The sequence below is a fragment of the Streptomyces sp. NPDC006872 genome, from assembly GCF_040635845.1.
Classification (GTDB): domain Bacteria; phylum Actinomycetota; class Actinomycetes; order Streptomycetales; family Streptomycetaceae; genus Streptomyces.
In genome coordinates, this window is sequence record NZ_JBEYIL010000041.1 from 17,989 (window position 1) to 31,231 (window position 13,243).

Genomic DNA, 13,243 nt, shown 5'->3' on the forward strand with positions numbered 1-13,243 from the left:
CTCACCCGCGAGTTCACTGATCCGGTGACGGATCCTCACCACCGGGCAGGTACGGATCCTCACCTTCGACGACGTCACCGTCCTGTCCCCGCTGCCCGGCCAGGAGCTGCCCGCAGCCCACGACGGGCAGGCCTTCACCGGCACACTGATGCTGCCGCACGAATGGTGGCCGCCGCTGATCCTCGAGGTCCTCACTCGGGCCGCCGCGGCGGGCATCGGCACGGGCGCATGGAGCGAGCCAGAGGCCCGCCAGCTGCTGACCTTCCTCCCCGAAGCCCGGGAGGGCAGCCCGGTGTGAACACAGCGGATCAAGGCGTTCATCACGGCCCTGGCGGAGGCGCGATGAACGCGAACCGTGTGCGGCTGGTGAGCCTGGACGTCGGCTACATCCCCGGCGCACCCGCCGGAACAACGATCACTCAGAGGCTGGCCGCGATCTCCCTCTTGCCCTGAGAGCGGGTAAAGCGACTGGTCCAGCAACACCTGCATCACGTCGCGCTCGAGGACGCTCCCGCGATTCGGACGCTCTGCCAGGCTTTGGAGGTGGATCCGGTCGCGTTCCCCTACAAGCACCGGCCCGAGCCCTTCACCCTGTGGCCAGGCGTCCGCGATCCGGTCGCCCGGATCACACGCCAGGTGCCGATGGTCACCCTGATAAACGTAACGTACTGGGACAAACGCGATTGCGACCTGGCGGCGCCACTGGCACCGCATCCCGCTGGCCACTACCCCTCCTGGCGACTCGGATTCGCCAAGCCCGATCCGCAGGCTGTACTGACGGTGGCCGCCCTCCACGGCGTTCCGGCGTCCGAGGTCCTGCACGTAGGCGACGACTTCGCCTGCGACGTGCAAGGCGCTCTCGCCGCCGGCGCACAAGCGCTGTGGATCACCTCAGCCACCGCGGGCCCCGCGGCCCGGCGGCTGCTGGCCGCCCATCCCGGACGGGTGCGCACCGTACCCGACCTGGACACCGCGGTCACCCACATCGAGCAGGCCACCTGTATGCCACCTTGGGCGGCAAGGCTGCTGTGATCGCTCACCTCGGTCTGGCCGCGTAGGGGAGAGCGGAGTCTGGAGCCCAGGTTGTAGACCGAGACGCTATTTCCCGTACGATCGAGACGCGGAGCGACACGTAAAACTTGACGCAGAGGGCCCCTTTCCCGGGCTCCACCCCAGGTCCAGGGCCCTCCATCCGCGACACAGCCAGTGAGCCCGGTCGTCTAGGCATCGGCCGGGCTCACTGCTGCGCCCGACGCTACGACCCGCTCACGCCTTCTCCGTCAGGAGAAGTGCTGCACCACGAGGTTGGCGATGCCCGCGAGCACCGGTGACCAGTCGATCAGAAGCTGCCGGGTGAGCCCGCGCCGGTCCCGGCGCTGCTTGGCGGCTTCTTCCTCGTCACCGTCGTCGACGGGCGTCTTGCCTTCCATGTGTGCCTCCGTGGCGTCCGAGATAACCCGGCTGGGCTGCCGGGCCTTCACCAGGCGGTGAAGTACGAGGCAGACGCCACAAAGGAACGTCCCAAGCATAGATGGGGGGCTGACACCCGAGGACACAGAGGACCACAACTTCTGGGCCGTCACTGGCCGCTGAGCACGGGTCAAAGATGGGCTCTACCGGCGAAAAGGCACGCGGACACGTCAGCGTGGAGGGCGCCCCCGGGGTACGGAACATTGCTCAGGCCCGCCCCCTGTTCATCCGCCCAGGACCGGCGAACAGGTCATCCGCTGAGGCGCTGAGGACGGGCTGAAGGCAGGCCCTACCTGCAACGAAGCGTAGATACGCAACCACGTGGAAGGCGGCCGCAAGGTGCAGAACAAGGTTCCGACATCCCACGACTAGAACGGGGAAAGCGCGCGTGTTCCCGCCGCTCATCCGCGCGCGGAGGCCGAACTGGCCGCCCTGCTCGACGGCCGTCATGAACTCGCCGTTCACCCGGACCGAGTTGTTGGCGTTCTGATACTGGACGGACGTGATGTCGTCGCCGCCCAGGTCCATGTCGAAGCCCGCGTCGCGCAGAGCGCGGATCTTCTCCCCTTCCTTCACCTTGGTCGCGATGAAGTCCTCGATGTCCGGGTGATCCACGTCGAGGACGACCATCTTGGCCGCACGACGGGTGGCGCCACCGGACTTGATGGTGCCGGCGGAGGCGTCGGCGCCACGCATGAAGGAGACCGGGCCGGACCGTTTCGCTCGAACGTATGTTTGGCGCAACCTTTCGAAAGCAACTTCAGCGGGGAGACAATCGAGAGGGGCCGGCGTGACCACCACTGCAGACAGTGCCACCATCACTGCCCGCAGCCGCTCCGCGGGCGATGGCACTGGAGCGGAAGGGCTTCCTGCGCCGCGACCCGCACCAGCCGCGCGCCTACGAGGTGCGAGGCTCCAACCAGGCCAGTTCCGTGCAGCCCACGATGCGCCGCCTGCTGGCCGGACTGGACGACAAGACTCTGGCGAAGATCGCGAAGGTGCGGCGGCGGGTGCGGCGGCACGTGTGGATGCAACTCCATCTCCGGCCCGGCGGCTTCTCATGGCTCATGGTCGCCGGACGGAAGTTGACGGGCTGGATCGTTGTCGACCTGGACGCCACGGTGATCACGAGTGCGTCCAGGAAAGAAGGGGCCGCGACCACGTTCAAAGGCACGTTCGGTTTCCACCCGCTGGGTGGCTGGCTGGCGAACACCGGCGAGAGCCTCGCGATGGAACTGCGGGCGGGCAACGCGGGGGCGAACACTGTGGACGACCACGTCCGCGTCCTCGCCGCCGCACTGGATCAGATACCGCACTCTTCGCAGTCGAAGATCCTTGTCCGCGTCGATGGCGCGGGCGCCACCCATGGCCTGCTCCGGCACCTGGAGGCGCTGAATACGAAGCGGCGCACGGTCCGTTACACGGTCGGCTGGAAGATCACACCCGAGGACGAGACGGCGGTCGCGAGGCTTCCCGAGAGCGCCTGGGAAGCCTCGCTGACGCAGGACGGCGACCTCCAAGCGGGCTACCAGGTAGCGGAGTTGACCTACCTGAACACCCGGGATGGCTGCCCGGAGGGCATGCGGCTGATCGTCCGCCGGGTCCGCCCGTCCCGGCGGCACATGAAGAAGCTGACCGCCTTCGAGCAGAAGACCGGCTGGCGCTACTCGATCACGGCGACGAATATCCGGCACATGTGGGGCATCGCTGGCTCCCACCAGATCCAGTTCCTCGACGCTCTGCATCGCGATCACGCCGAGGTCGAAGACCGCGTCCGCACAGGCAAGGGCATGGGGCTTGCGAACCTGCCCTCACAGTCGTGGCAGAGCGCAACAGGCAGGATGCTCGCCGCGAACCTCGCCGCCGATCTCGACACCTGGCTGCGGCTGCTCACCCTGCATGACCAGGACGGCCTCGAAGGGGCCGAGCCGGAACGATGCGCCTGCGTGTTTACCACCTTCCGGCCTGCCCTGCCCGCCGCCGCATCCTGCGCATCGAGTGGACCTGGCCCTGGGCGGCGTTCACCACCAGCTGGAACAGGCTCACCCGGCTTCCGGCCGTCACCTGACGGCCGGCTCACACCCCGACGAGGACCAGGAAGGAGGACATCCCGCAACCTACAGGCCCGTGGAACCCGGCGCACCCCGCGGCGTCACGCGACGGCCCGTCCTCCAACGGCAGAGGACAATACGGGCTAACAATCGCACCGATCAGCGACCGAATCCCGCTGACGAATCGAGGTCAACAGACCCGAAAACTGCGTCACCCCCAGCCCCGTGGATGTCTCCACCCGCACCCGCCTGCACGTAGAACCCGGCCACGCAAGGGATATGCCTAGCTCACAGCCTTGTGCAACACGCTTCGGGCCTATTGAGGCCGCTGACCATCCTGCCGAAGAGCGGGACGCATCGATGAGATCTCGTGACGTCCATGGTGTCGTCGCGGCGGTCGTAGTCGGTGTCGGCCAGGATGAACTTATAGGTCACACGCTACGTAGTACATGTCGGTAGACCATTCAGGGAAAACGGAGCAAAATCCAATGCCGCCGAAAAAAACCACAAAGGAACATCTCATCGATTACATTGATGAGTACATGAGCAAAGGGTCGATTGCTAAGTCGAAATTCAGTGAGAAGATCGGTAAGAGCACGCAGTGGCTTGCTCAAACGGCAACTCCAGAAAATAAGCATTTCAAAGAGCTGCCTCTGGAATATAAAGCCGCTTACAGGTACCTGGCGAATGATCGCAGGAATATCAGGCCCCCCTCTGCGCATTTGATAACTGCTTTCCGTTCTGCGGGAGGTGTCTTTACTGACCCTGCTGTACCCGCCGCACCTACAAACGCAACTGGCTATGGACCCGCTCCCGTAGTTCAGTATCCGCAACCCACACCGTATGTTTCGCCCCCTGGCCACGCATATGGATATGCGCCCGCGCCTGGGCCCGCTTCTTCGCAGCATCACTTTGCTCCGCAGCCTGTGCCTGGGCACGTTCCTCCTGTTCCTGTTAGTAGCCATCCGATGATGGGGCTGCCCGTGTCAGTAGCTCCGGCGGCACACAATTATCCGACGGGACACTATGCGCCCTACGGTCAGAACCCGCCCTCGGGCTTCTCCCCTGCGCAGCATCAGCAGCATCACTTGGCTCCGCAGCCTGTGCCTGGGTACGTTCCTCCTGTTCCTGTTAGTAGCTATCCCATGATGGGGCTGCCCGTGTCAGTAGCTCCGGCGGCACACAATTATCCGATGGGACACTATGCGCCCTACGGTCAGAACCCGCCGTCGGACTTCTCCCATGCGCAGCATCAGCAGTATTACGGAAGCGGACGAGGAGCGGGTGGCCAGAACTTCCCTGGTTCTTCTAATCAAGCACGCTGACTGGCCGTTCCCTATCCGTGTGTGATCGGTCTGCCTCGAACAGGGGGCTGGATAGGGTGAGTTGGCCGAAGCGGAGGCATGACGAGAGGGCTTCTTGGTAGCTCACAGTTAAGGGCTGTCCCGCTATTCGCGCGTGCACACCCCTCGTGGGGTACAGGGACACTGACCGGGGCGGCCGACTGGCCACATCGGGGCACCAGGAATCCGGTTGGGCCCGCACGCGGACGATGCGTAACCTGTCGGACCATGTGCTATCACGCGTTCAACGGCGCCTTCCGGCATTACGTGTGCATCGCGTGCCGGCTCTCCTTCAAAGGCAGCACGTGGCCGATCCGGAAGCGCATCTGTCCTGACTGTCGTGAACAGCTCGTCTTCGCCGGCTACGACTTCGCCGCGCCCCGGCGACGCGACACGAAGGCATGGTCCGTCGTTGCGACCGTGCTCGCGGAGGGGCTGACCTACGATCACCGCCCTGGCTGCGGCTGCTCGCGGCTCCCCTCCTTCCGGCCCCGTACCCGAGCTCAGGTGCGTGTCCGGCGCCGCGCAGCCGAGCGGCTGGGCCTGCCCCTGTCGGTGACCCTCGCTCGCCGCGACGCCTTCACCTCGGAGAGCCGCGACGAGCAACCACCCTCGCCGTCGGCCGCGAAGCGCGACACGACCTGAGCGTCGCGTCGACGCGGCATGCCGCACCGGCCATGTGAAAGGTCAGGGCGTGGTTCGCCCTGAGAAGATCCCGCTGTGGCTGGAGTGATCACGGCAGCGGAACCGTCCTGGATAGCCCCGTTCACTGGGCTGCGCTCACGCGCCTTTCGATAGCTGGTCATGCTGCTGCGCCGGGGAGGCGCCGATCGGACTCGTCGAGGGCGTCCCAGACTCTTCCCGAGGCCATGCAGCCGGTCGTCCGCAAGACCGTGCCCGCTGTGGCTCCGGCCGTGGCCGGCGGGCAGCGGCCGGCGGGGCTCCTGGGGCTCCTGGGGCTCCTGGAGGGGCTGGGGCTGCTCGCGTTCTGGTCGACGGAGGCGGTGCTGCGGGTCGGGGGGACGTTTCTGTCGCCGGCTCGCGGCAGCCTGTGGGCCGGCATGGTGTTGGCCTCGCCCGGCCACGACGTGCCGTTGCTGTTGGTGGAGGTCGGCAATGGCGCCGAGGGTCCGCCGGTGGTGGTGGACAAGGTCGAGTGCTACCGCGGGTTCTTCGCCCGCCGCGTCCCACGGGGACGGGCAACGGGCGGGAGGTGGCGCTGTGGCGGACCGTGTGGCCGGCTGCCGGCTGTGACGGATGTCCGCCGGTGGCGCTGGTGTTCGCCAAGGACGTCGGCCCGGTCGCGGTGCGGACCCGGATGCGCGAGGTCGGCGAACTCGCCCGCGACCACTGGCGCGGCGCCTGGGACGGCGACGGCCACGTCCCCGAGGGTGAGAAGCCGGACGGCTGCCGCGACTACGACGGCAAGGCGCCGCTGCTGGCCACCGCCTTGAAGCAGCTCGCCGGGCACGGCCCGCACGGGCCCGTGTGGTGGCGCTGCGGCCGTTCGGTCTGGCAGTCCCTCGCGGACGCGCTCGACAACCCCGACGACGTCCACGCCTACAACATCCGCTCGACCGCCCGCCGCCAGGCCCGCGAGGCCGAACTCGAGCGCGCCCGCCATGAGCAGGAAGAGCGCCGCCGCCGGACGGAGGCCGCCAAGTGGGTGTGCCCGACCTGCGAGCGCTACGCCTACCCGGAAGCCGGCCTGACGCCCGGCGGCGAGTGCGGCCCCTGCCTCGGCGACCGTCGGCGCGCCGCCGCCGAAGCCGTCCAGGACCAGGAGGACCAGCCGCCGGGCGGTGGCATCTTCGGCCGGCGCCGCCGCACCTGACCCGCGTGCCCTGCGATCCGCAGGCAACCGCCCCTTGTCCATTGCCTGTTCCCCAGGCTGACCTTCTGGTTGTTCGCAAGGCACGAAGGCGTGGCCCCGTCCCGCTCCCTGAACAAAGCGTCCCGCGACACCTGGTCGGGCCTTCGGAGGGAGCCGACCACGGCCCCTACCATGAGCCCGACCACCGCAGGTCACAGCCGTGCGCGGCCCGTCCGGCCACCCGAGAGCCGGACGGGGCGCGCACGGCGCGGGGCCGGACGCGCTGCGCACCCGCGCCCCTTCAAGGCTTTCTGCGGAGCGTCCTGCCGCCCGGCGCCCGCCGTCAACCCGGTACGGGCGCCCCCGGCCCCGTTTGGCGGCGACGTCTCTTGCTGCTTCTCCTGCACGATCTCTTGCGCCTTCTCTTGCGCGAGGTCTGCGTGCCTGCTGCGCGTTGCTGCTGGTCGCCAGGCTGTTTTGGGCGTGGTCGGGGGTCTGACATCCCCCACAGAGCACCCCACGCACGCCCCGGCCTCGAAGGAAGGGAGGGCGGGCGGGACGCGGGTCGCGCTGCGGGGGATCGGGCGTCCGCGGGTGTCCTCGCGCGTCGGCGGGGCCGCGCGCGAGGACTGGCCGGCGGGGGCGGGAGGGCCGGACGACGCAGCGGCCCGTCCCCGGTCTGCGCTCGGGGGCGGGCCGTGTGTGGGCTGGTGTGTCTAGAACGAGACGTCGAAGTAGTCGATGTCGTTGAGTTCGACTTCGAGGCCGTCGGCGCGGCGGCCGCCGTCCTTGAAGTACACCTCTTGCAGTCCCTCGGCGACGATGCCGCGCATCTGCGCGTCGCTGGCGCCCTGGTCGCGGGCGTCGAAGAGGCGTTGTGCGTAGTGCGGGGGGAGGTGGACGGTGAGCCGGCGGAAGCGTCCGTCGTCGGTGGTGCCGCCGGGGGCGGTGTAGCCGAAGCGGGCGCGGGTCTCGACGGTGATCCCGGTGGCGGCTGCGGCCTGCTTGCGGGCGCGGCTGCGGACGCGGGGCTGCCAGCGGGCGCGTACGGCGTCGTTGATGCGGTCGGCGGTCGCCTTGGGCGGGTTCTTGCGTTCGCCTTTGAGGTAGCGCTCGACGGAGCGCTGGGTGACGCCGAGTTCGGCCGCGACGGCGCGCGTGGTCCCGAGTTGCTTCATCAGGTAGCCGATCTGCCCCTTGAGGGTCTTGGGCGGTTCCTTGGTGAACGCTTCCCGCCCAGCGCGTTCGAGGGCGTCGTCGATGTCTCCCACGGCTTACTCTCCCTCGTCGAGCGTGGCGTCGTGGCCGTCGCCCTTGATGTGGCGGGCGGGGTTGTGTCCTTGCTCCATCAGGTCGACCGCCCACGCCATCTCCTGCACGCCCTCCACCTTCACCAGGCCCGGGGTGGCGCCGAGGCGGAAGACGCCGGGCAGCGGCTTGCCCGAGGCGCTGTAGGGCAGGAAGTCCAGCGGGCTGCGGCCGGGGGAGGGGTAGACCACGCAGTCGGAGAGCACGGCGAGCGGGTACAGGCCGGTCGCGGCCGCCATGTTGCGCAGCTTCCGGTGCATGTTGACCCGCGCCTTGCTGATGACGGCCGCGCGGATGTCCGGCCGCCAGGTGGGGCGCTCCAGAGCCGGCCACCGCTCGCCGTCGCGGTAGTGGCGTCCCTGCGGGCGCTCGCGGAGCTTGCCCACGCCGCCCTTGACGGTGGCCTTGACGGCGGCGAGGACGGCCGCCATGCCCGGGTCTACATTCTTGTGCCCCTCCATCGCGGCGAGGAACTGGGTGTCGGTGAGATCGGACGTCACCCCGAGATCGGCCATGACGCCGACGTACGCCGCCTTGAGCCGGTCGTGCCACGGATCCAGATACGCGCCGCTGTCGTACCGCAGGTACGCCTCGACCGGGGCGACGTCGTGCCCGAGTTCCTGCGCGTAGGCCACGGTGCGCGTCTCGTACCAGGCCGGACCCGTCGGCCGGACGCCGGACGGCGTGAACGGCGACGGCAGACGCGGATCCACCTCCACAGCGGACAGGTCGACCAGCCAGCAGCCCGGAACCTTCGGATCGAACACGGGCCGCACGACGTGCTCGGGGCCGGACAGCCCCACCGTGAGCCGGGCGGCAGCGGACAGGAAGGCGGTGTTCACGTCCAGACCGACCGCCCACGGCAGGGACGCCTCCTCACCGGTGAGCAGGTCGACGTCACGCACCCACTGGTAGGCCTCCTCGTCGAGGAACCCGCCCTCCCAGCCCTGCGCGACCGGGTGTTCGGCCGGGGCCTCGGGCGGGGCCGGGTCGACCGGGGCGGTGCCGAGCGAGCCCGGATTGCGCCCGGAGACCCAACCGCCCGCAGCGCTGTCGCGCACGGCCCGGGTGGGCGGGCGCAGCGCGGTCATCAACTCCAGCCCGGAGACCGCGGTGGACCCGCGCGGGGTGATGACGCCCGTCGCGTACGCCCCCAGCACGCGCGCGAGCTCGGCCGGCTCCATCCCCTCGATGCCCGGCCACGCCCGCGCATCGAGCGCGTCCCACGGCACCACGGCGAGCTGCACACACTGCCGCTCGCCCCCCTTGGCCGGACGGTAGACGCGCGCCCACGGACCGAACCCGCGCCGCGTCAACTGCCACTTCGCCCGGCTGATCTGCTTCAGGACGGGGTGCCCGTCCTCCAGGCGCAGCGCGCGCCGGTCCTCCAGGCGCTCCGGGAGCCCGAGCCGCACCGCGGCCTCACGGGTGACGACCACGAGCGGGTCGGCGTCCTTGCCGTGACGGTGCAGCCGGGGCGCGCCGAGACCGGACTCCCGCAGCGTCCACTCCACCAACTCGGGCACCGTGGCGGCCGGGCAGTCCAGGACGATCCCGCCGACGCCGTACGCGGTGCCGTCGCCGTCCAGCACGGCGAGCGGCCCATGAGGGAAGCGCGCGTCGACGACGGGGGCCGGGGCGGTCTTGCGCGCCGGGCGACGCGACGTCGCCCGAGGCGGCGCGGGCGGCTCCGGCTGCGCGACGGCGGCCGGCACCGCGGCCGGCACCGCGGCCGGAGCCGGGGCCGGGGCCTCGGGCGCGGGGGCCGGTTCCTGCGGGGTGCCGGTGAACGTCTCCGGGACCGAGACCGCAGCCGCGGCCGTAGCCGGGGCCGGGGCGGGCGCGACCGGAGCCGTCGGGGCCGTCTTCGGGAACTTCGCCGCCCACCCCTCCAACAGCCGCTGGTACGCCTCCAGCCGGGGCGGGCGCGGCTCGCTGCGGCCGTTCTCCCAGTTCTTCACCGTCTGTGGCGTCGTTTCCAACACCTTCGCCAACCGGGCCTGAGTGACGCCGGCCTCCTCCCGCAGCCGCGCCCGCTCCGCCGGGGGCGGGAGCTGCGGCTCCTCCTCCAACAGCGCGTCCACCGACGCGAACAGCTCTTCCTGGGTCGCCATGTGGTGACTCACCTCCACCCCGGACACTAGCAGAATTGAACCCCGGATTTAGCCTGAATTGAACTTTGGATTTAACCCTTTCGGATCACGTCCGGCGGGCGGTTGACGCGCGCCCGCAGCTTCGGGCGGATCCGCCCGAAGCTGCGGGCCGGGACGTCACGCCGTCGCCCACTCAAGCCCGAGGCCGGCCAGCGCCTGGCGCTTGTCCTCGGTGAGCTTGTCCCGCCTAGAACGCGTGTTCGAGAGAAATACACCCAGCTTGACCTCTGTCCCATCCTCAAGACGTTCGACGTGGCCCCTGGGGACCGTCACAGAGCCCGTCCGAGCCTTGTACTGCCGCAGGGCCTCAACCCCGCGTTCGAACGCCCCTGAGACGCCCTTGCGGGCCTTGACGGGCGTCTCCTGCGGCGCGGGCAGCGCCGTGACGCCGAGCCGTTCCAGACGCTCCCGCTGCCCCGGCATCAGCCCCTGCCACACCCCGTGTTCACGCTGCCGCGCCACCCACCGCCCCACGTCCATCCCGTGGACCGTGACCCCCGGCAGAACCTCCCCCTGGTCCTCCTCCCGCAACAGCTCCCGCACCGCCGCGTAGTGCCGCTGCCACTCCGCCGGCCACTCCGGAGCCCAGTCCGGATCGATCTCCGCCAACGCCGCCGCACGCTCCGGATGACCCTCCAACGCACCCGGACGCCGCAAATTCGACAACCAGGTCCCCAACGGCCGATCCAGCGCCGTAGCCGTACGCGGCGCGCACAACGTCCAGTGCTGCTCGAAGTACACCCGCGCCGCCGCCAGATTCTCCTGAAACGCGGCGTCCGCCACGTCCCACACCATCCCGAGCTGTTCGAGCCGCTCCGCGCGCTTCGCCGACAACTGCCCCGCCCCGTACGCCCGTCGCTGCTCCGCCACCCACGTCCCCAGGGGGTAAGCACCCTCTTTGTGGTCATAAGGAACCCTTGCTCCCGATTCCCGCACGGTGTACCGCTTCAACGCCGCCCACCCCCGAGCCCAGTCCTGCCGCTCCGTGTCGATCACGTTGAAGCTCACCCAGTTCGCGACCATCACCGGATCCCGAGGGGCGGCAAACCGCAGCAGAAGCCGGGACTCTTCCTCTCCGTCCTCGGGAGGCGTACCGATATCCATGGACGGCTGAACCGCGCGCTTCTGCTCTTGCTGGGGAATGGCGAGCAATTCGACCGCTTCCTCATCATGAGCCCGGAGCCCCTCAAGCACCCGCACCAACGGGCGATAAGACCCCGATGTGAACATCTCCTCAGGCTGCTCGCCTTCCTTGAGGAATACCGGCACGATCAAAGACGCCAATTTCCCCTGCCCCGGCTTCTGCCGCAAAGCCCGACCGATCGCCTGCACGATATCGTGCGGCGCACCTTTCGGATCAATGAAAGCAACCGAATCCACAGCGCGAATATCAACACCCTCGCCGAGAACACGACAATTCGAAAGAACAGCCCGCAGCGCCGTACTCCCGAACCCCGAAATCACTTCCTGCCGCCGCTCCGGAACGTGCTCACCGCACAGCCAGTCAGCCCAAATCGCCGCCGGATACTTATCCGGCTGATCAGCGTGCAGCCGCGCCGCAACCGGCTTGAGCCCATCAGAGAAAGCCTGAGATTCCACGGTCCGGTGATGAAACGTGATCGTCGTCTTGAGTTCGTGATCCGCAAGCGTCCGCAGCAACGCGGCCTGAAGCGCCCCCATCCGCTCCCCGCGCACCTCCTCCTCACGCGCCTCGGACCCCCGCAGCCGCTCCGGAGTCACCACCGGGTCCGTCAGCTCGACCACGATGATCTGATACCGCGCAAGCAGCCCCCGCGCCACCGCAGACGCCAACGTCAGCTTGTACAGGACCGGACCGAAGATCTCGGGGTCATCCATCGACGCCGCCAACTCGGCCGGCAGCGCGTCGCGCGCCCCCTCGGCCACCTCCCAGCTCGGCGGCCGCGGCTGCCAGATCCTCGGCGTGGCCGTCAGATACAGCCGGCGCGCCGCCGGAATGACGTCCTGATCGTGAACCGCAGCCCACGCCTTCCCCATGGAACCGGAAGTGCGGTGCGCCTCATCAATTACCACCAGGTCCATCGGATTCAATTTCTGTCCGTAGGCACCCTCGAAAGCCTCGGCGAGAACACCGAGACTCGCATACGTCCCGAAAATCGTCACCGGCCCCTTTCCGTGCCACAGCGAAAGCCGCACGGGGTTCGTCGTAGACCGCACATCAAGACTCCACAGACCGGGATCCTCCTCCAGCGAGCACACCGCCACCGCCGCGCCCGTATGCCCCGCATTCCGCCACGCTTTCACCGTCTGTGTCAGCAGATCCAGAGTAGGCACGATAACCAGAATGCGCCCGCTCGGCACAAGCCTTTTAGCGGACACGGCCGCAATGATGGTCTTTCCCGTTCCGCACGCGGCGTGCACCTGCCCGCGCAGCCCGTCATAGGGAATTCCAGCGGGCGGGATGTCCAGACCGCGAACGATAGCGTCAACGGCTTCAACCTGGTGGTCACGCAGTTTTACGGTCATTCTGGGATTCTCCCTTTCACGGAAAGTGCGGGACGAATGGAGAGGAGCGGTCCCGAATCGCGAGTGGTTCGGGGTGGTGGTGCGTTGCCATCCCAGACTCTACACAGTGCATCACTGCGATGCATCAAGTTCGGGAGAGTTGCCTACCATGGGGTGACGCACTGTCGGTTCCGGCCCCGCACGGGCGGGTGACGGTGTATGCTGGCCCGACTGCTTGACCAGGTTGACGGCCTGTCAGCGGGTCCGGGGGAGGGGTTGCGGATGCTCGGATCATGGCGTGTCGCCTGCCGGATTGACTGCGGGCCGGCCTCGCGGTTCGGATGCCCCGTCAGTTCTGGGGCGGGGGTGGTGGCTTAGGGTTCCAGACTCTACACAGCCGCAGAAGTGATGCACCTGCCTCTTGCTGCCGCTTTCAATTTCCCGCTTGCGGGGAATTCGGCAATTCGCGCTTGCGCGGATTGCTTCGCTTTTAGAATTCCGTTCACGGAATTCAATTCCCGCGCTTGCGCGGGAATTCTTCGGTAATCCAATTCCGTTTACGGAATTGGATTCACTATGCCGCGATTTATCGCGGCATATCCCGCGGAGCGGGATATGCCG

Annotated in this window: 8 protein-coding genes and 2 pseudogenes; 5 read left to right on the forward strand and 5 right to left on the reverse strand. The window is 68.4% G+C overall.

Features of this window, described 5'->3' with window-relative positions:
- Positions 1–148: 148 nt before the first annotated feature.
- Complete coding sequence (locus ABZ725_RS51790; protein WP_358809349.1) at positions 149–298, forward strand: hypothetical protein; 150 nt, start codon at positions 149–151, stop codon at positions 296–298.
- Positions 299–543: 245 nt separating this feature from the next.
- Positions 544–1,032, forward strand: a complete 489-nt coding sequence (locus tag ABZ725_RS51795) for an HAD hydrolase-like protein (protein ID WP_358809350.1) — start codon at positions 544–546, stop codon at positions 1,030–1,032.
- A gap of 248 nt (positions 1,033–1,280) precedes the next feature.
- Here ABZ725_RS51795 and ABZ725_RS51800 read toward each other — a convergent pair whose 3' ends face one another.
- Both ABZ725_RS51800 and ABZ725_RS51805 read right to left on the reverse strand, forming a co-directional pair.
- Positions 1,281–1,430 (reverse strand): hypothetical protein, encoded by a 150-nt coding sequence (locus ABZ725_RS51800; RefSeq protein ID WP_358809351.1) that lies wholly within the window; start codon positions 1,428–1,430, stop codon positions 1,281–1,283.
- Positions 1,431–1,866: 436 nt separating this feature from the next.
- Positions 1,867–2,184 (reverse strand): annotated as a pseudogene (locus ABZ725_RS51805) (vitamin B12-dependent ribonucleotide reductase); the annotation flags it as partial.
- 113 nt (positions 2,185–2,297) lie between these two features.
- Between ABZ725_RS51805 and ABZ725_RS51810 the strand changes: the two are divergent.
- From ABZ725_RS51810 to ABZ725_RS51820, 3 genes and pseudogenes are all read left to right on the forward strand, one after another.
- Positions 2,298–3,668: pseudogene (locus ABZ725_RS51810) on the forward strand (transposase); the annotation flags it as partial.
- Positions 3,669–5,092: 1,424 nt separating this feature from the next.
- Positions 5,093–5,509, forward strand: coding sequence for a hypothetical protein (locus ABZ725_RS51815; protein WP_358809352.1), 417 nt, complete (start codon positions 5,093–5,095; stop codon positions 5,507–5,509).
- Positions 5,510–6,131: 622 nt separating this feature from the next.
- Positions 6,132–6,698: a hypothetical protein gene (locus tag ABZ725_RS51820; protein ID WP_358809353.1), complete on the forward strand. Its 567-nt coding sequence runs from the start codon at positions 6,132–6,134 to the stop codon at positions 6,696–6,698.
- A 695-nt stretch (positions 6,699–7,393) separates the two neighbouring features.
- On the opposite strand, the gene ABZ725_RS51825 is transcribed toward ABZ725_RS51820, so the two are convergent.
- From ABZ725_RS51825 to ABZ725_RS51835, 3 genes are all read right to left on the reverse strand, one after another.
- The gene (locus ABZ725_RS51825) at positions 7,394–7,948 is read right to left on the reverse strand and encodes an XRE family transcriptional regulator (protein WP_358809354.1); all 555 of its coding nucleotides are present in this window, start codon (positions 7,946–7,948) and stop codon (positions 7,394–7,396) included.
- Positions 7,949–7,951: 3 nt separating this feature from the next.
- On the reverse strand, positions 7,952–10,099 hold the full coding sequence (locus ABZ725_RS51830; RefSeq protein ID WP_358809355.1) for a helix-turn-helix transcriptional regulator: 2,148 nt from the start codon (positions 10,097–10,099) through the stop codon (positions 7,952–7,954).
- Positions 10,100–10,255: 156 nt separating this feature from the next.
- Positions 10,256–12,643 (reverse strand): Helicase associated domain protein, encoded by a 2,388-nt coding sequence (locus tag ABZ725_RS51835; protein WP_358809356.1) that lies wholly within the window; start codon positions 12,641–12,643, stop codon positions 10,256–10,258.
- Positions 12,644–13,243: the final 600 nt, after the last annotated feature.